The following is an 18,018-nucleotide window of genomic DNA, read 5'->3' as shown; positions in this document are numbered from 1 at the left end:
AGGCTGACGCACGAATGCGGCAGCCTGTTTTTTTAAAGAACGCCCAGTTTTTTCAACTGTGCCACGCCATCTTCATACCCCGTAAAATGAATTCCATGAATCCCTGCCTGCTCTGCGGCCTCGACGTTTGCTTTGGTGTCATCGAGGAATACGCAGCGGTCCGGGGTGAGGGAGAATTTCTGGATCAGGTGCTGGTAGATCTCCGGTTCCGGTTTTGTTAAATGGCAGGTGTAGGAGAAGAGGGTTCCGTCCATGTAGGGGAGAAAGGGCATTTTCTCTTTGGTGCGCTCGAAGAGGTCTCCGGAGTAGTTGGAGAGGATGTAGAGGCGGTAGCCTTTTTCTTTTAAGGAGCGTACCCAGCTTTCTGCATACGGCAGCGGGGTGATGGTTTCCTCGCAGTGGGCGAAAACCTCTTTGATTTCTTCGGTGTATTCCGGGGCGAGGGAGCAGAATCCTTTTACAATCTCCGCCGGTGTGAGAATTCCGCGGTCGAACTGGCGCCAGTAAGGGCTTTCGAAGGTTGCGGCGGCGATTGCTTTCGTCTTTTCCGGACCGAAAGCAAAGCGTTTCAGATAGGACTCGTAGTCCCAGTTGACGAGTACGCGGCCTACATCAAAAATAATGGTATCAATCATGACTGTTTTTCTCCTTTGTCTGATTTGTCGTTCTCATCGCGGTGCGACAGAACCTTGGCAACCAGCATCATGGCATAGATGAGCACTGGTACGGTAATCGCACAGTAGAGGCAGACCGTCAGCGCCTTGTGTGCAAACGGCGTGTCGATAAACGCAAAAATCATGGCGCCAAGCCCGAATCCGATCAGGACCGCGATGGCGAGAAGGGCGCCGATCTGTTTGAGTCGTTTCATAAAAATCTCCGATCGTTTACTGAAAATAAAATATAAAGAAACATAACCAAGTGTAGCACAGTTGAAAAGAAACATCCACCGCAAGTTTTAAGAATTTTTTAGAAAAAATTAATGGCGCTTTCGATTGCTTTTTTCCCTCAAAAGGGATAGAGTATTGGCATATACTTTGAAAAAGGAGAAACGAGAACAAAATGGATAAACTGAAAGAAAAACTTTCCCGCCTGATGTATGGCCGCTACGGCATCGATCAGCTGGGCAATTTTATGATGTGGGCGGCAGTTGCCATGATGATTTTCGGAGCGGTTGTACGGAGCTCCCTTATCTACACCCTGGCACTCGTCCTGATCGTCTGGGCGGATGTGCGCATCATGTCCAAGAACCATTCCAAACGGTATGCGGAAAACCAGAAATTCCTGGAACTGAAAAACCGCGTCGCCGGATTCTTCCGAGGCGGAACCCGTGCATTCAAGGATAAAGAGCACTGCTACTTCCGCTGCCCGTCCTGCCATCAGCAGGTGCGTGTGCCGAAAGGAAAAGGCCACATCGAGATCTGCTGCCCGAAATGCGGAACAAAATTCATCAAAAACACCTGATAAAAAGGAGCAGTGCGATTCATGTTTGGTTATGTGACCATCCGAAAGGATGACCTGAAAGTCAAAGATTACAACAAATATCAGGCATACTACTGCGGTCTGTGTCAGGATATCAAAGAGGCGTATGGAAAAAAGGGTCAGGCGATGCTGACGTTTGATATGACATTTCTTTCCATCCTGCTGACCGGGCTTTATGAGTGTGAGACAAAAGAAGAGGAGCATTACTGCTTTCTTCATCCCGGCAAAAAACATAAATGCCTGCGGAACAAATACACAAAATACTGCGCAGACATGAACGTGCTGCTCGCCTATTACAATCTGCTGGATGACTGGGAGGACGAGAAAAACTACGCGGCGTTTACAGTGGCAAAGGCTTTGAAAAAATCTGTGACACGCATCGAGGCATCGTATCCGCGCCAGACGAAAGCAGTGCAGGATTACCTCGAAAAGCTGCATGCATGCGAGAAGGAAAACAATCCAGACCTCGATCTTGCGGCGGGCTATACCGGAGAGGTGATGGCGGAGATCTATATTCCGGAGGAGGACATCTGGAGCGATGATCTGCGCCAGGTCGGCTTTTACATCGGAAAATTCATTTACCTGATGGATGCGCTTGATGACGTGGAAAAAGATAAAAAGAGCGGAAACTACAACCCGTTTCTGTCCATCGCAGATCAGCCGGACTTCGAGGAAACCGCAGAAAAAATCCTGTTGATGATGACGGCGGAAGCGTCGCGTGCATTTGAAAAACTTCCGATCCTGGAAAATGTAGACATTCTGCGAAATATATTGTATGCTGGTATCTGGGAAAAATACGAAATGCGAAAAAGCGCAAAAGAGCGCCAAAAAGAGGAGAAATAAAGACTGATGACAGATCCATATGAGGTGCTGGGCGTGTCCCGCGGGGCTTCGGACGATGAAATCAAAAAAGCATACCGAAAACTCAGCCGGACGTATCACCCGGATGCCAATATCAATAATCCGAATAAAGCAGAAGCAGAAGAAAAATTCAAACAGGTGCAGCAGGCGTACAAACAGATCATGGATGAACGCGAGCACGGCACCACGTACCAGAGCGGAGGTTCGTCGTATGGCGGAGATGCTTACGGCGGCTATGGCCCGTTCGGCGGCTTCGACCCATTCGGCGGCGCGTACGGAAACGGCGGCTCCGCACGGAATGATTATGGAAATTCCGAGCAGGAAATGCGGCTGCAGGCGGCAGCCAACTACATCAACAGCGGCCACTTCCGCGAGGCGATGAACGTGCTGAACGACATTTCCGACCGCAGCGGAAAATGGTATTTCCTGCATGCGATCGCAAATTCGCGCCTCGGCAACAACATCAATGCCGTGCAGGATGCCGAGATGGCAGTCAAATTAGAACCGCAGAATCTGCAGTACCAGCAGCTTTTAAACCAGCTCCAGGGCAGCGGCCAGTGGTATTCCGACATGGGAAGCGGCTATGGCTACGAGAGAAGTGCAGGTGATCTCGGAAAATGGTGCTGTGAATGTATGGCAATCAATGCCATCTGCAATTGCTGTTGCTGCGGCGGACGGGGATTTTTCTGCTGTTGATCAAAAAATAATTACAAGAAATGTATAAAAGTGAACATTCAGGGGAGAATAACAGTGTCATCGAAATTCCCCTGTTCGATGATACAAAAGAAAAATAAGGAAATACTTATCCTCCCCTTAAAAGCCCCGCTGCAACCGAAAAAACGGTTCGCTGTGGGGCTTTTTTCTAACAGCCGAAAGTCCTTGTTTTTCCCATCAAAACAGATTATAATGAAAGAGATCGCAATTATGACCGGAGCAAAAAAATACGAACGGATCATAGAAAGAAAACAGAAAGAGAGAAAAGCTATGGAACGAAAAACAGCATGGAATGAGTACAAGAAAAAAGATATGAAAAAGCTGGAAAAATTAAACGCCGGCTACCGCGCATTCCTGGATCACGGAAAAACGGAGCGTGAGTGTGTAAAGGAAAGTGTACGTCAGGCAGAAGAGGCCGGATACGTAAGCCTCGACACCTATGTAAAAGAAAATCGTGCGTTAAAACCGGGTGACAAGGTTTATGCTGTATGCATGAAGAAGGCCATTGCCCTGTTCCAGATCGGAACAAAGCCTCTGACAGAGGGTATGAATATTCTCGGTGCGCACATCGATTCTCCGCGTCTTGACGTAAAACAGAATCCACTGTATGAGGACAACGGATTTACATATCTTGATACCCATTATTACGGTGGTATCAAAAAATGGCAGTGGGTAACGCTTCCGCTTGCAATCCACGGTGTTGTAGCCAAGAAGGATGGCGAAGTAGTGGATGTAGTCATCGGCGAGGATGATAACGATCCGGTATTCTGTGTGACAGATCTTCTGATTCACCTTTCCAGAGAGCAGCAGACCAAACCGGCAAGTACGGTAGTAGAGGGCGAGAACCTCGATCTTCTGATCGGAAGCCAGCCGCTGGAAGGAACAGAGAAAGATGCAGTGAAAGCCATGACCTTAAAGCTCTTAAACGACAAGTATGGCATCGAAGAAGAGGATTTCCTCTCCGCAGAGCTTGAAATTGTACCGGCAGGAAAAGCGCGTGAGCTTGGTATGGATGCCAGCATGATTCTTGCATACGGCCAGGATGACCGTGTATGCGCATACACTTCTCTTGTCGCAATGCTCGAGGTGGAAGCACCGGAGAAGACATCCTGCTGCCTGCTCGTAGATAAAGAGGAGATCGGAAGCGTCGGAGCAACCGGCATGCAGTCTCATTTCTTCGAAAACACCATGGCAGAGCTGCTTGCACTTGCAGGTGAGGGAACGGAGCTTGCACTTCGGAGATGTCTGGCTTCTTCCAGAATGCTTTCTTCCGATGTAAGTGCAGCGTTTGATCCGTTGTATGCAGCAGCATTTGAGAAGAAAAACGCTGCATTTTTCGGAAAAGGTATCGTAATTAACAAATTTACAGGAGCAGGCGGAAAGAGCGGCTCAAACGATGCCAATGCAGAGTACGTCGGAGCTCTTCGCGCTATCTTTGATGATGCAAAAGTAAATTGGCAGACAGCAGAGCTTGGTAAAGTTGATGTCGGAGGCGGCGGAACCATCGCCTACATCATGTCTCTGTACGGTATGGAAGTGATTGATTCCGGTGTACCGGTTCTCAGCATGCATGCTCCATGGGAAGTAACCAGCAAAGCAGATGTTTACGAGGCCAAGAAGGCCTATGTGGCATTTTTGAAAAACGCATAAATAATATTGAGGAGGTTTGAAACGTTTGGACAGTGACATAGTCGGCAGTATTCTTTTGCAGGTCGTATTGATAGCGGTCAATGCGGTATTTGCCTGCGCGGAGATCGCTGTGGTCTCCTGCAACGACGCTAAACTGGAAAAAATGGCACAGGAGGGAAACAAAAGAGCGGCGAAGCTGTTTCATCTGACGGAACAGCCATCCCGTTTTCTTGCAACGATACAGGTGGTCATCACTCTGTCCGGTTTTCTCGGAAGTGCCTTTGCAGCAGAAAATTTTTCGGATCGAATCGTTTCTGCTCTTGTGGACGCGGGTATGAAGATTCCGGAAAAGACACTGGATGCGATTGCCGTTGTGCTGATTACGCTGCTTTTATCTTATATCACCCTGATCTTTGGCGAACTGGTGCCGAAAAGGATTGCAATGCAGAAGGCTGAGCAGATTGCGCTCGGGATTTCCGGTCTTGTAAGCGGTGCTTCGAAAGTGTTTGCACCGCTTGTGTGGCTGCTGACTGCATCGACAAACGGTATCCTGCGCCTTCTGGGGATCGATCCGGATGAGGACGACGATCAGGTGACGGAGGAAGAAATCCGGATGATGGTAGATGCCGGCAGCGAAAAAGGCGCGATCGACAATGAAGAAAAAGATATGATTCAGAACGTATTTGAGTTCGATGATCTGACCATTGATGAAATCTGCGTCCACAGAACCGATGTAGATCTTCTGTGGCTGGAAGACTCGATGGAGGAGTGGGAGCAGCTGATCCATGAAAGCCGCCATTCTTATTACCCGGTCTGTGGTGAAAATGTGGACGATATCATCGGCGTTCTGGACGCCAAGGATTATTTCCGGCTTCGCACCAAGGACCGCGATCATGTCATGAAAGAAGCAATCAAACAGCCTTATTTTGTTCCTGAAAACATCAAGGCTGCCACGCTGTTCCAGAACATGAAAAAGACCGGCAACTATTTTGCCGTGGTTCTGGATGAGTACGGCGGCATGGATGGAATTATCACCGTGCGTAACCTGATCGAGCAGCTTGTCGGGGACTTGAATGATGAGGCGGAGATCGGGCAGCCATCGGAAATTGAGCTGATTTCCACAGACACCTGGAAAATCATGGGAAGTGCCTCGTTGGATGATGTGGCGGAGGAACTGAAGATCAAACTGCCGGTCGATGAATATGAAACGTTCGGCGGCTACATTTTCGGCGAACTCGGTGCGGTTCCGGATGACGGCAGCCAGTTTGAACTTGAGACCGACGATCTCTGGATCAAGGTCATGCGGGTCAAAGAACACCGCGTGGAAAATACGGTGGTAAAGAAACTGCCTCCGAAAGAAAAAGGAGAGCAGGAGGAACGTAAGGAGAGGGAATGAAACGTGAACTGGATACAGCAGACCGGAAAATTGTGGAACTGCTGCAGGAAGATGCAAGGCTTCCGCTCAAAAGTATTGCAGACAAGGTAAGTCTCACTTCGCCGACGGTTTCGGCGAGAATCGACCGCCTGGAAAAGGACGGGGTGATCACCGGCTACCGTGCGAGTGTGAACCCGGAGGTTTTCGACTATCGGATCAAGGCATTCATCAATCTGGAGGTTGAGCCGGTGCGGAAAAAGGAATTCTATCCGTACATCACCGACTGCCCGAATGTGATCGAGTGCAACTGCGTGACCGGCGACTATTCGATGCTGATGGAGGTTGTGTTCCACACAACATCTGAGCTGGATCAGTTTATCGGCCAGCTTCAGCATTTTGGAAGAACGAAGACGCAGATCGTGTTCTCTACATCGGTGGAACACAGAGGAATTCCGCTCGGGGATACCAGAATCCCGATTCTGGAGCAGGAAGAAGAAAAAGGTTGATTTTCTGCGGACTTTCCGATATACTAAAGCGTGTTACAAAAACCGGAATCCCGCTAGGGGACGGCGCGAAAAAACGCGCTCAGAGAAACAGATAAAGGATGGATAATAACATGAGTTTATTACAGAATTGGCGTGATATCGCCTATAATCAGGAAGCAGACAAAAGACAGCTCCAGCAGTTCTGGACCAATTATTTCCTGATTGAGAAAAACATTTACGAGCAGCTTCTTTCCAACCCGGATGAAGTGGTAAAAGGAACCGTAAAAGAGCTGGCAGAGAAATACAAAGTGGACGTTATGACCATGGTTGGTTTCCTGGACGGCATCAACGACAGCCTTGTGATCCCGAACCCGATCGAGGAGATGGAAGAGGATACCGTTGTTACACTGGCTTACGATAAAGAGCTTCTGTACAAAAACATGGTAGACGCAAAAGCAGACTGGTTGTACAACCTGCCGATGTGGGATGAGATCTTCACAGAAGAGCAGAAGAAAACGCTTTACATGGAGCAGAAAAAATCCGGCACTGTAATCAAAGGCAAAAAAATCGGAAGAAACGATCCATGCCCGTGCGGAAGCGGAAAGAAATACAAATACTGCTGCGGTAAAAACGCATAAGAAAGAATTTTCGAGAAGAGACCGGGAAGCCGAAAGTTGAAAGGCTTCGCGGTCTCTTTTTCTATGAAGAGGGAGAAGCAGAATGCAGGAGACGGTAGTTTATCTGAAAAAAATTACGCAGCCGGAGGGCGAAAAAAAAGAGCTGGAACGGGAACTCTCGCAGTGCGGATGGGAGCTGTTCCGGATGGGAATGCAGGAACAGTATGGGCTGGATGGAGAAAAGATAACGATCGAACGGAATGTGCACGGAAAACCGTACCTGCCGGGGCATCCGCAGATCTGTTTTAATATTTCTCATTCGGGGGAATACGCTGCCTGCGCTTTTGCTTCCATTCCGATCGGCATGGATCTGCAACAGCACCGCCGCGCTGCCTGGGAGCGCATGGCAGAACGGTATTTTTCCGCCGAAGACCAGAAACGCCTTGCCGCAGCGGAGAATGCTGAAACGCTGTTTTTCCGGATCTGGACCGAAGAGGAGAGCTACGGCAAGTGGAGGGGAACCGGTCTTTCGGGTTCTCTTGGAACGGAAAAGAAAGAGGGCTTCTGCACGCATTTCAGTCCGGAGAAAGGATATGAAGGCGCCGTCTGGGCAGCGGAGCCCGTGAAAATCTGCATGAAAAGAATAGAACCATAAAAATCGTGCATAACCTGTCCCGCCATCTCATATATATAACGATAAGAGGTGGTGAAGATGAAAAGGACAGGAAGACAAAAGGATATTGTTACGCCAGAGAAAAAACAGGAGCAAAGGGAACTTTTGCGCCTGTTTTCTGCGAATATACGGAAAATTCTGAAAAACACAGATCTGCTGGCCGATGACCTGCAGGAAATCCGTCTGCGGACCGGCGCGCCGCTTCTGGTGGTCGCAAAGGATCAGGAGTACTTTCTGACCCCGGACGGAGCACTGACCGGGGAGTGGGAGAAAGGTTATCCCGTCTCACCGACGGATATCCGCGATACGATGGATTACATAGGAAGTTTTTCCCTCTACGCCTACGAGGATGAACTGCGGCAGGGTTTTCTGACCGTGGAGGGCGGCCACCGGATCGGCATTGCCGGAAAGACGGTAATCGAAGGGGAAAAGGTGAAAGGCATCAGCCATATATCCTGCATCAACGTGCGGGTTGCTCATGAGAAAAAGGGCTGCGCGGACCGAGTGATGCCGTACCTTTGGGAAGACGGCCGTTTCCTGCACACCCTGATTGTCTCCGCACCCGGCTGCGGCAAAACGACGATGCTGCGCGATATCATCCGCCAGATTTCGGACGGGGAGTCGCCGTATCCGGGGCTGACCGTCGGTGTGGTCGATGAACGGAGCGAGATCGCAGGCTGCTATCTCGGCGTTGCGCAGAATGATGTCGGCATCCGCACCGATGTGCTCGACTGCTGTCCGAAGGCGGAGGGCATGATGATGCTGATCCGCGCCATGTCGCCCGATGTGGTGGCAGTCGATGAGATCGGAACGGGCGAGGACATCCGTGCGATCGAGTCCGTCGTTAACTGCGGGTGCAAGCTGCTCGCGACCGTGCATGGCAATTCCATGGAGGATATGAAGCAGAAGCCTCTCCTGAACCGCCTCGTGGAATCCCACGTTTTCGAGCGGTACATCGTGCTGGATGCGAAACCCCACGCCGGAAGCGTACAGGCTATTTTTGACGGAAGAGGAACGACACTGTACCGAAGGGAGGCGTTTCTGTGATGCGGCTTGCAGTTTTACTGGCGGCTTCTCTTGCCTGCGTCGGGATCGGCTTTGCAAAGAGTGCGGCGCTGTCGGCTCATGTGAAAGATCTGGAAACACTGCAGAAAATTATCCAGTATCTGCGTGGAGAGATTGTGACGGCGGCTTCCCCGCTGCCGGATGCGTTCTGGGAGACGGGAAGGCGGATGCGGGATCCGTACCGGGATTTTTTACAGGATATTTCCGAGGATATGCGCCGCCCGGACGGAAAGACACTGCCGGCGATTCTGGAAGAGAATACGGCAGTCCACCTGGCGGACACACGCCTTACAAAAGAAGAAAAAGAAGAGCTGCAGGAGGCCGGATGCAGCCTTGGAACCGGGGACCGCGCCATGCAGAAGGCGAATCTGGACCGGTATGAGGCACGCCTTGTGCAGCGGATCGCGGAACTGCAGAAAGGATTGCCGGAAAGGAAGAGGCTCTGTCAGAGTCTTGGAATCATGGGAGGCCTTTTTTTATTTTTGATTCTGGTTTAGGGCGTGTCTGAAAACGGAGGAGCAGGCGTGGAGGTCGGGATTCTATTTAAAATCGGGGCAGTCGGGATTCTGGTATCGGTCCTGTGCCAGGTATTAAAACACAGCGGCCGGGAAGAACAGGCATTTCTTGCAAGCCTTGCCGGTCTTGTGCTGGTGCTGTTCTGGATTCTTCCCTATATTTCCGCGCTGTTTGAGGACATCAAACAACTGTTTACAATTTAAGAGCAGGGAGAAAAAACGGAGGGGATCATATGGATATACTTCGGATCGCTGCGCTTGGCACGGCGGGCGTGCTGCTTGGAATCACAGTAAAGGGAGCAAAGCCGGAATTTGCCCTTCTTGTGACGGTCGGTGCCGGCCTCTGCATTCTTGCCGGGACCGTCGGAAAAATGCAGTATCTGCTCGGCATGCTCGCACAAATGAAATCGTATCTCCCGGTGGACTCATCGTATCTGAATACGCTGCTGAAAATGCTTGGGATCACGTATGTGGGGCAGTTTTCCGCCGGGATCTGTAAGGATGCGGGCTATTCTTCCATTGCAGGGCAGATTGAACTGTTCGCCCGCCTGGCGGTCCTTGCCGTCAGTATGCCAGTGCTGCTCGCTCTGCTGGAAACGGTTCATGATTTTCTGTAAAAAAGCCGGATGGGGCATGGCGCTGCTTTTTCTGTGTCTCATTTTCGGAACGGGAAGAACGCAGAAAATCGAAGCAGCGGATACCGAAACGGATCAGGCAGCAGCAGCGCAGGACGAACTTCTTGCAGAACTCGACTTCGATGCAATCCAGCAGGAAGTGGACAGCCTGCTGTCCAGCCAGCAGTTTTCTTTTGCCGGTACGGTGCGTTCTCTTTTGCAGGATGGCGATCCCTTCCGCACCTTCCGTGCCGGAAATGCCGTTCTCTCCTGTGCCAAAACAGCATTCCTTGCGCAGAAGGGGCTGATGAAGGAGCTGTTTCTCCTCGTTCTGGCAGGCGCGGTGCTCGGCAGTTTTTCCTCTCTCTTTGAAGGAAAACAGGTCAGGGACGCCAGTTTTTATATGGTCTATCTGCTTGCGCTTGCACTGATTCTGAAAAATTTCCAGTCGAGCGGGGAAAACCTGAAAGCTGTCATCACATCGCTGGTCGCTTTTATGCGGATCCTGACGCCATCCTACTATCTGGCGGCCGCGGCCGCCGGTGGTGCATCATCAGCCGTGATGTTTTATCAGATGCTCCTTCTAGTGATTCTGGCTGTCGAAAAGCTTCTGCTCGCCCTCGTCCTCCCGATGATCCATATCTATCTGCTCATCGCCCTTGTAAACGATCTTTCCGGCGAGGAGATTTTGTCCCATATGACAGAGCTGCTGGAAACCTGCGTGAACGGCCTTTTAAAATCGTCGCTCGGCGTACTTGTGGGAATGCAGATGATCCGGAATCTGATCGCACCGGCGCTCGATTCCCTGCGGCAGATGGCACTCTGGCGGACTGCCGGAATGATTCCCGGCATCGGAAATGCGGTGAATGCTGTAACCGAGTTGGTGGCAGGCTCCGCGGTGCTGATCCGCAACTGCTTTGGCGTGACGGCAATGCTGGTACTGCTCGCAGCAGGCATGGTCCCCGCCGTTCAGCTTCTCGTTTCGGGTCTTTCCTTCCGCCTTCTCGCCGCGGCGGCGCAGCCCGTCTCGGACAAGCGGATCGCGGGATGTCTTGCGGCGGCAGGAAAAGGATATGCGATGCTTCTGCGTCTCCTTCTGACCGTAGAAGTCCTGTTTCTGCTGACGATTGCAATCCTGGCGGGAACTTTTTCCTAGAGCGTGTCTGAAAAAGGCTTTTCGCAAACTGGGGCTTGCAGATTGCGGAAATGATTTTTCAGACATGCTCTAGCGTGTAGTTGGGCAGGCAGCGGCGGGAGGCGGCATGGTAGAAGAGATTCTGCAGTGGCTTAAGAATATTTCAATTTTTCTGATTTTTATGACAACTGTGCTGAACCTGATCCCGGAGAAGGAGGACAAGAAGCCGGTTCAGTTTTTTCTTGGAATTGTGATGGTACTGATTTTTTTCCAGCCCGTGCTAAAAGCGGGAGGTTTGGAGCAGAAAATGGCGCAGACGCTCGACCGTCTGACGCTGGAAGAGGAGGCAGCAGCAATGGAAAATGTACAGATTCGTGCAGAAAGCTTTGAAAAACAGTATTACGTGGGCGCCTGGGAAAAAGAGACGGAGCGCCAGATCCGGATGTATCTGTCAGAGAGCGGCATTCCGGGGGCAGCTGTTTCGGTAACGCTGGAGCCGGGAAACACCGGTGAGGCAAAAGAGATCCGCATTGAAGCGCCGATGCGGCAGACGAGCATTTACCGCGAAGAACAGAAAAAACAGCGGGAAATGCTCGATGAAAAGCTGACAGAGATCAAAAGTGTTTTAAGTGAGGTCTACGGAACCGATCCGGCGCATATTATGGTAGAGATTTCGGAATAGGCCTATGAGGGAAAAGGCAGCGGCGTTTTTCCGGAAACAGAAAAAGGAGCAGTGGATGCTGTACTTCCTGCTGGCGGCAATCGGCGTTGTCCTGTTGCTGCCGACGGGAACAAAAAAGACCAGTGAGGAGACAGAACAGCCGCAGGAGACGGCTGCGCGTCCGGCGGGGGATGCGGGACTTTCGGTTCAGGAGGAGATGGAACAGCGCCTTTGTGACGCACTTTCCCAGATGGACGGTGTGGGCGCAGTGCACGTCGTGGTGACGCTGGAATCCACAGGAAAAAAGATTGTGGAAAAAGATGTCCCAACGCGGAGTACAACGGAGGAAAACAAGAAGGGAGAGGAGACCGGAAGCGTTACATCCTCGTCGCAGGATGAGGCAACTGTCTATGAAAAGACACAGAACGGAGCCGAGACACCGTATGTGGTTTCCGAGGAGTACCCGGCGGTGCGCGGCGTGCTCGTTATCGCAGAAGGCGGGGGAAACCCGGTGACGATACAGGAGATTCAGGAGGCCGTGATGGCATTATTTCAGGTGGGCGCAAATAAGATTAAAGTAGTCAAAATGAAGTAAAGGAGTCAAATGCGTGGAAAAATTAGAACAGGAAATGAATGCACCTGAGAAAATGGCAGAGACACCATCGCCGAAAAAGACGGCCGGGAAAAAGAAAAAATTCCGGAAAAATCAGGTCATCATCACCGCCCTTGCGATCATGATTGCCGTCGCCGGATACATCAACTATGCTGACAGTACCCTGTCCACGAAGGAGAAGGCAGACGGAACCACGGCGGATGCCAGCACCGTTTTAAAAGACATCTCCAGCCTGGACACCGACATCACCGACGAGGTGGATGCCGGCACAGCAGGGGACTCGTCGCGGACCGTCACCGAAACGCCGGGAGAGGCAGTCCTTGCCGGGGCATCTACATACATGGCCCAGGCCAGAATCGACCGCGAACAGATCCGTTCCCAGAACAAAGACACCTTAAATGAAATCATCAACAACACCAACCTCTCCGAAACCGAGCGCCAGAGCGCTGTCCAGAGCATGGTGGAAATGACGGAACTCGTAGAAAAAGAGTCAGCAACTGAACTCCTCCTCGAAGCCAAAGGCTTCACCGACGTCGTTGTAAACCTGACCGGCGAAACCGCCGACATCGTCGTTCCGATGAAAGAAGTAACCGAGGAACAGCGTGCCCAGATCGAAGACATCGTAACCCGCAAAACCGGAATCGGCGTAGAAAACATCGTCATCACCCCCATGAGCTCCGCCGCCGACACAGCCGCAGAGGAGAGTGCTCAGTAAATTTTGATATCCACGTAAAAAATCCGGAAACGCAAAATCATGCGTTCCCGGATTTTTTCACGTAATTCTATTTAATTTGCACCATGTGCTGTTCTTGCAACCGTCTGCAGTGCTTTCTTCACCGGCGGCAGCGAGATCAGAATCACCGTCAGCACACCTTCAGCCAGCAGATAGCTGTAGTTGTAAATAATCGGATACAGCGCCTTTAAAGACTGCGGGAAATTCTCCGGCATATAATCCATCCAGTACAGATACCCGCCTAACGTATGGAAAAATCCCCTCGCCAGCACAGCTACAATATACCCGATCAGCAGCCCGTTTTTCTTCTTTCCAAAGAATCCGGCCACACCCAGCGCCGCAAACGCAAACACATAATCACAGCACACCTGGAACAGCGACAGCACATACGGCCCCTGGATAAACTGCAGCAGTCCATAAGCAAAACCAACGAGAATACCCGTCTTCGCCCCATACCAGTTCGCAATCAGCACAATAAACAGCATCGAAAACAACGTAACCGATCCCCCGTACGGCAGCTCAAACACCTTCACATACGAAGTCACAAACGCCAGCGCCATCCCCATCGCACAAAACGCCAGCTTCCTTGCATCCATTCCCGTCCCCTTACTCTTCTGAGCAGAAAGAACCGAAGCAATCACCACCAGCGCCACCATCAGCACCACGCATCCAACATAACCGGCCGTCGTCAGTCCGCCGTCAGCAGTAACAAAAAAACTCATAAAAAAACCTCCTTCGCATTCCGCTTGGAGGGGCTCACATAAAAACACAGTCCCGAATCACCTCCGAAACCACGTTCCAGCTTCCCTACGCAGGAATTATCCCGTTCAGGTAGTGAGGGTCCGTGAGCTTATCCCTGTCCCACGTTCTCAGCCAAAGGCTCCCCTAGCGTCTTATTATTTTAACGTATTAAAGTATACCAACCTCCCCCTTATTTGTCAACCTACCCGTTTTTTCATCCAAATACATGTTGACAAGAAGTACATACAAGTGCTATATTACAATTAGTTCAATCATTAAACTAATTGTACGAAAGGAGCACCAACACAATGCAGATTCTGAAAGTAACAGACGAAGCATTCCGCCAGTACGGCAAAGTCATCAAAGACCTCGACGTCAGCGACATCATCACCGCCATGTCCGAGACCCCATGTCCCGACGACGTAGTCTACGAGCCTTCCATTGAAAGCCTCGAAGCCTGCAAAAGCGCCCAGTCCGTATCCGACAGCCTCTACGGCGGCATGCCGATCCAGATCGGCTACTGCAACGGCCACAACCATTTACTGAACGCCGTAGAATACCACCGCGACAGCGAAATCAACATCGCCGTAACCGACCTGATCCTGATCCTCGGAAAAGAACAGGACATCACCGAAGACCACACCTACGACTCATCCAAAATGGAGGCCTTCTTAATCCCGGCCGGAACCACCATTGAAGTCTACGCAACCACCCTCCACTACGCACCATGCAACGTGGCAGCCAGCGGATTCAAATGCGTCGTAGTCCTTCCAAAAGGAACCAATACCGACATCACCCTGGAAGAAAAACACACACCGGAAGACGACCTGCTCTTCGCCAGAAACAAATGGCTCTTAAGCCACCCGGATGCAAACATCGCTGGAAGCGTAGCAGGCATCAAAGGAGAAAACCTCTCGGTAAAATAAAACCAGAGACAAAACCAGAAATCAGAAACACTGCCCCAAAAGAGCAGTTCTGAACATAAAAAGAAACCAAAAACCAAGAAAACCAAAAAAAGGAGGATCTTCAAAAATGATCAACAATACACCGGAAATCAAATTAGGTATCGTTGCAGTAAGCCGTGACTGCTTCCCGAACAGCCTTTCCGAGAACAGAAGAAAAGCAGTCGTAAAAGCATACGACGGAGAAATCTACGAATGTCCAATCATCGTCGAGAATGAAATCGACATGATGAACGCACTCGAAGACCTGAAAAAAGCAGAGTGTGATGCACTTGTTGTATACCTTGGAAACTTCGGACCGGAGACCGAGGAAACCCTGCTTGTAAAATACTTCGACGGACCTTGCATGGTAGTAGCAGCAGCAGAAGAGACCGGCGACGACCTTGTAGGCGGACGCGGCGATGCATACTGCGGCGTTCTGAACGCAAGCTACAACCTGAAACTGCGCAACCTGCACGCATACATTCCAGAGTACCCGGTTGGCGATGCAGAAGACGTAGCAGCCATGATCAAAGATTTCGTACCGGTTGCAACTGCAGTTGTAGCTGTTAAGAACCTGAAAATCATCAGCTTCGGACCGCGTCCGACCAACTTCCTGGCATGTAACGCACCGATCAAACAGCTGTACAACCTCGGCGTAGAAATCGAAGAGAACTCCGAGCTTGACCTGTTTGAAGCATTCAACAAACACGCAGGCGACGAGAGAATCCCGGCAGTCGTAGAAGATATGGCAAAAGAGCTCGGCGAAGGAAACCTGAAACCGGAAATCCTGCCGAAACTGGCTCAGTACGAGATCACCTTGTTAGACTGGATCGAAGCACACAAAGGCTCCAGAAAATACGTAACCCTGACCGGAAAATGCTGGCCGGCATTCCAGACACAGTTCGGATTCGTTCCTTGCTATGTCAACAGCCGTCTGACCAAGATGGGCATCCCGGTATCCTGTGAGGTAGATATCTACGGAACACTGTCCGAGTTCATCGGAACCGTTGTATCCAAAGACACCGTAACACTCCTCGACATCAACAACACCGTTCCGAAGGATATGTATGAGAGCGAAATCAAAGGCAAATTTGATTACACCTTAAAAGATACCTTCATGGGATTCCACTGCGGAAATACCGCTTCCACCAAACTGGCATTCTGCTCTATGAAATATCAGATGATCATGGCAAGAACCCTTCCGGAAGAAGTAACACAGGGTACCCTCGAGGGAGATATCGTTCCTGGAGACATCACCTTCTATCGTCTGCAGAGCACATCTGACGCAAAACTGCGCGGATACATCGCAGAGGGCGAGGTTCTTCCTGTAGCAACACGTTCCTTCGGAAGCATCGGTATCTTCGCTATTCCGGAGATGGGCAGATTCTACCGTCACGTACTGGTAGAGAAAAACTATCCGCATCACGGCGCAGTAGCATTCGGACACTTCGGAAAACCGTTATTCGAAGTATTCAAAATGCTCGGTGTTGAAGTAGATGAGATCGGCTACAACCAGCCGAAGGGTGTTCGTTACCCGACAGAGAATCCGTGGGGCTAATCCGTTCCGGAAGAATCACTGAAAAATAAGAAAGATATGCAGTAACGCATAAGCAAAAGGGCGGAGCAGAGATCTAGGTCTGCTGCCGCCCTTTTTGAAAAAGAGTAGAAAAAGGAGATTCGACATGTATTTTATTGGTGTTGACCTTGGTACTTCCGCTGTCAAACTGCTTCTGATGGATGAGGAAGGCAAAATTGTAAATATTGTATCGAGAGAGTATCCGCTGTATTTCCCGCATCCAGGCTGGTCTGAGCAGAAACCGGAAGACTGGTGGGAGCAGAGCAAAGAGGGAATCCGCGAGCTGGTAAAAGACGTAGACAAATCCCAGGTAGCCGGCATCAGCTTCGGCGGCCAGATGCATGGCCTTGTCATCCTGGATGAGAACGATAACGTCATCCGCCCGGCGATCCTCTGGAACGACGGCCGTACCGCAAAACAGACCGATTATCTGAACACCGTAATCGGAAAAGAAAAACTCTCCGAGTACACCGCAAACATTGCATTTGCAGGCTTTACCGCACCGAAGATTCTCTGGGTGAAAGAAAATGAGCCGGATAACTTCGCAAAAATCTGCAAAATCATGCTTCCAAAAGATTACCTGGCATACCGTCTCTCCGGCGCATTCGTAAGCGACTACTCCGATGCATCGGGCATGCTTCTGATGGATGTCAAGAACAAATGCTGGTCCAAAGAGATGGCAGAAATCTGCGGTATTTCCCTGGAGATGCTGCCGGAGCTCCATGAGAGCTTTGACGCTGTCGGAACCTTAAAACCGGAAGTAGCAGCAGAACTTGGACTGCCGGAGACCTGTAAAGTTGTAGCAGGAGCCGGAGACAACGCAGCAGCCGCAGTCGGAACCGGAACCGTAGGCGACGGCATGTGCAACGTTTCCCTTGGTACAAGCGGAACCGTATTCATTTCCAGCAACAAATTCGGCGTAGACAGCCACAATGCCCTGCACGCATTCGCACACGCAGACGGCCACTATCACCTGATGGGATGCATGCTGAGTGCAGCTTCCTGCAACAAATGGTGGATGGATGAAATCATCCGCACAAAAGAATATACAAAAGAGCAGGAGAACATCACAAAACTTGGCGAGAATAATGTATTCTTCCTGCCGTATCTGATGGGCGAGCGTTCCCCGCACAACAACCCGGATGCAAGAGGAACCTTCATCGGCCTGACCATGGACACCACAAGAGAGGATATGACCCAGGCTGTTCTCGAGGGCGTTGCCTTTGCGATCCGCGATTCCTTTGAGGTAGCAAAATCCCTCGGCATCCAGATCGAGAGAACGAAGATCTGCGGAGGCGGTGCAAAGAGCCCGCTGTGGAGACGCATGATCGCAAACGTGCTGAACATCAAAGTGGACCGTATTGAGTCCGAGGAAGGCCCGGCACTTGGCGGAGCCATGCTGGCAGCCGTTGCCTGCGGTGTCTTTTCATCCGTAGAAGAGGCGGCAGAAAAAATTGTTCGTGTGACAGAGACCATCGAGCCGGAACCGGAACTGGTTGAGAAATATGAGCGCCAGTATCAGAAATTTGCAAAGATTTATCCGACCGTAAAAGATCTGTTTACAGAGCTGCTGTAATAAAAAGAGGTA

22 protein-coding genes, 1 pseudogene and 1 riboswitch are annotated in these 18,018 nt (G+C 50.7%); of the genes and pseudogenes, 20 read left to right on the top strand and 3 right to left on the bottom strand.

Features of this window, described 5'->3' with window-relative positions; all coding sequences use genetic code 11:
• Positions 1-32: 32 nt before the first annotated feature.
• Together DW642_RS11550 and DW642_RS11545 are read right to left on the bottom strand one after the other, a co-directional pair.
• The gene (locus DW642_RS11550; protein WP_117510262.1) at positions 33-635 is read right to left on the bottom strand and encodes an HAD family hydrolase; all 603 of its coding nucleotides are present in this window, start codon (positions 633-635) and stop codon (positions 33-35) included.
• Positions 632-868, bottom strand: a complete 237-nt coding sequence (locus DW642_RS11545; protein WP_022463181.1) for a hypothetical protein — start codon at positions 866-868, stop codon at positions 632-634. The genes DW642_RS11550 and DW642_RS11545 overlap by 4 nt, the downstream gene beginning before the upstream one ends.
• Before the next feature lie 191 nt (positions 869-1,059).
• Between DW642_RS11545 and DW642_RS11540 the strand changes: the two genes are divergently transcribed.
• From DW642_RS11540 to DW642_RS11465, 17 genes and pseudogenes are all read left to right on the top strand, one after another.
• Positions 1,060-1,461 carry a hypothetical protein gene (locus tag DW642_RS11540; protein WP_117510261.1) on the top strand — a complete coding sequence of 134 codons (402 nt, stop codon included), beginning with the start codon at positions 1,060-1,062 and terminating at the stop codon, positions 1,459-1,461.
• A 21-nt stretch (positions 1,462-1,482) separates the two neighbouring features.
• On the top strand, positions 1,483-2,322 hold the full coding sequence (locus DW642_RS11535; RefSeq protein WP_022463183.1) for a DUF5685 family protein: 840 nt from the start codon (positions 1,483-1,485) through the stop codon (positions 2,320-2,322).
• 6 nt (positions 2,323-2,328) lie between these two features.
• Positions 2,329-3,036, top strand: coding sequence for a DnaJ domain-containing protein (locus tag DW642_RS11530; RefSeq protein ID WP_117510260.1), 708 nt, complete (start codon positions 2,329-2,331; stop codon positions 3,034-3,036).
• A 288-nt stretch (positions 3,037-3,324) separates the two neighbouring features.
• Positions 3,325-4,704 carry an aminopeptidase gene (locus DW642_RS11525; protein WP_055221450.1) on the top strand — a complete coding sequence of 460 codons (1,380 nt, stop codon included), beginning with the start codon at positions 3,325-3,327 and terminating at the stop codon, positions 4,702-4,704.
• A 25-nt stretch (positions 4,705-4,729) separates the two neighbouring features.
• Positions 4,730-6,079 carry a hemolysin family protein gene (locus tag DW642_RS11520; RefSeq protein ID WP_022463186.1) on the top strand — a complete coding sequence of 450 codons (1,350 nt, stop codon included), beginning with the start codon at positions 4,730-4,732 and terminating at the stop codon, positions 6,077-6,079.
• 8 nt (positions 6,080-6,087) lie between these two features.
• Positions 6,088-6,564 carry an Lrp/AsnC family transcriptional regulator gene (locus DW642_RS11515; protein WP_055221452.1) on the top strand — a complete coding sequence of 159 codons (477 nt, stop codon included), beginning with the start codon at positions 6,088-6,090 and terminating at the stop codon, positions 6,562-6,564.
• A 110-nt stretch (positions 6,565-6,674) separates the two neighbouring features.
• Complete coding sequence (locus tag DW642_RS11510; RefSeq protein ID WP_022463188.1) at positions 6,675-7,181, top strand: SEC-C metal-binding domain-containing protein; 507 nt, start codon at positions 6,675-6,677, stop codon at positions 7,179-7,181.
• A gap of 82 nt (positions 7,182-7,263) precedes the next feature.
• A complete protein-coding gene (locus DW642_RS11505; RefSeq protein WP_117510259.1) occupies positions 7,264-7,815 on the top strand; it encodes a 4'-phosphopantetheinyl transferase family protein in 552 nt (183 codons plus the stop codon).
• A gap of 57 nt (positions 7,816-7,872) precedes the next feature.
• The gene (gene spoIIIAA / locus DW642_RS11500; RefSeq protein ID WP_055228503.1) at positions 7,873-8,880 is read left to right on the top strand and encodes a stage III sporulation protein AA; all 1,008 of its coding nucleotides are present in this window, start codon (positions 7,873-7,875) and stop codon (positions 8,878-8,880) included.
• Complete coding sequence (locus DW642_RS11495) at positions 8,880-9,395, top strand: stage III sporulation protein AB (protein WP_055221399.1); 516 nt, start codon at positions 8,880-8,882, stop codon at positions 9,393-9,395. Before spoIIIAA ends, DW642_RS11495 begins: the two co-directional genes overlap by 1 nt.
• 27 nt (positions 9,396-9,422) lie before the next feature.
• A complete protein-coding gene (gene spoIIIAC, locus DW642_RS11490) occupies positions 9,423-9,617 on the top strand; it encodes a stage III sporulation protein AC (RefSeq protein WP_022463192.1) in 195 nt (64 codons plus the stop codon).
• A gap of 29 nt (positions 9,618-9,646) precedes the next feature.
• Positions 9,647-10,030 carry a SpoIIIAC/SpoIIIAD family protein gene (locus tag DW642_RS11485; protein WP_055221401.1) on the top strand — a complete coding sequence of 128 codons (384 nt, stop codon included), beginning with the start codon at positions 9,647-9,649 and terminating at the stop codon, positions 10,028-10,030.
• Positions 10,017-11,183 (top strand): stage III sporulation protein AE, encoded by a 1,167-nt coding sequence (locus DW642_RS11480; protein WP_055221402.1) that lies wholly within the window; start codon positions 10,017-10,019, stop codon positions 11,181-11,183. The genes DW642_RS11485 and DW642_RS11480 overlap by 14 nt, the downstream gene beginning before the upstream one ends.
• Before the next feature lie 23 nt (positions 11,184-11,206).
• Positions 11,207-11,263: pseudogene (locus tag DW642_RS16805) on the top strand (DUF6783 domain-containing protein); the annotation flags it as partial.
• Between the two features lie 26 nt (positions 11,264-11,289).
• Entirely contained in the window at positions 11,290-11,844 is a 555-nt protein-coding gene (locus DW642_RS11475) for a stage III sporulation protein AF (protein WP_022463195.1), read from the top strand.
• Between the two features lie 4 nt (positions 11,845-11,848).
• A complete protein-coding gene (locus tag DW642_RS11470) occupies positions 11,849-12,418 on the top strand; it encodes a hypothetical protein (RefSeq protein ID WP_055228505.1) in 570 nt (189 codons plus the stop codon).
• A 13-nt stretch (positions 12,419-12,431) separates the two neighbouring features.
• Positions 12,432-13,151 (top strand): SpoIIIAH-like family protein, encoded by a 720-nt coding sequence (locus tag DW642_RS11465; protein WP_238033485.1) that lies wholly within the window; start codon positions 12,432-12,434, stop codon positions 13,149-13,151.
• A gap of 71 nt (positions 13,152-13,222) precedes the next feature.
• Here DW642_RS11465 and DW642_RS11460 read toward each other — a convergent pair whose 3' ends face one another.
• A complete protein-coding gene (locus DW642_RS11460) occupies positions 13,223-13,891 on the bottom strand; it encodes an energy-coupled thiamine transporter ThiT (RefSeq protein ID WP_055221407.1) in 669 nt (222 codons plus the stop codon).
• A 65-nt stretch (positions 13,892-13,956) separates the two neighbouring features.
• Positions 13,957-14,066: riboswitch (TPP riboswitch) on the bottom strand.
• A gap of 152 nt (positions 14,067-14,218) precedes the next feature.
• Here DW642_RS11460 and DW642_RS11455 point away from each other — a divergent pair.
• The 3 genes from DW642_RS11455 (at position 14,219) to xylB (ending at position 18,006) form a co-directional block, all read left to right on the top strand.
• On the top strand, positions 14,219-14,836 hold the full coding sequence (locus DW642_RS11455) for a DUF4867 family protein (RefSeq protein ID WP_055221409.1): 618 nt from the start codon (positions 14,219-14,221) through the stop codon (positions 14,834-14,836).
• A gap of 109 nt (positions 14,837-14,945) precedes the next feature.
• Entirely contained in the window at positions 14,946-16,412 is a 1,467-nt protein-coding gene (locus DW642_RS11450) for an L-fucose/L-arabinose isomerase family protein (RefSeq protein ID WP_055221457.1), read from the top strand.
• A gap of 124 nt (positions 16,413-16,536) precedes the next feature.
• Positions 16,537-18,006, top strand: a complete 1,470-nt coding sequence (gene xylB, locus DW642_RS11445; RefSeq protein ID WP_117510258.1) for a xylulokinase — start codon at positions 16,537-16,539, stop codon at positions 18,004-18,006.
• Positions 18,007-18,018: the final 12 nt, after the last annotated feature.

Origin of the sequence: Blautia sp. AM23-13AC (assembly GCF_003435675.1) — a bacterium.
GTDB lineage: Bacteria > Bacillota > Clostridia > Lachnospirales > Lachnospiraceae > Fusicatenibacter > Fusicatenibacter saccharivorans.
This window is presented reverse-complemented; position numbering and strand designations above follow the sequence as displayed.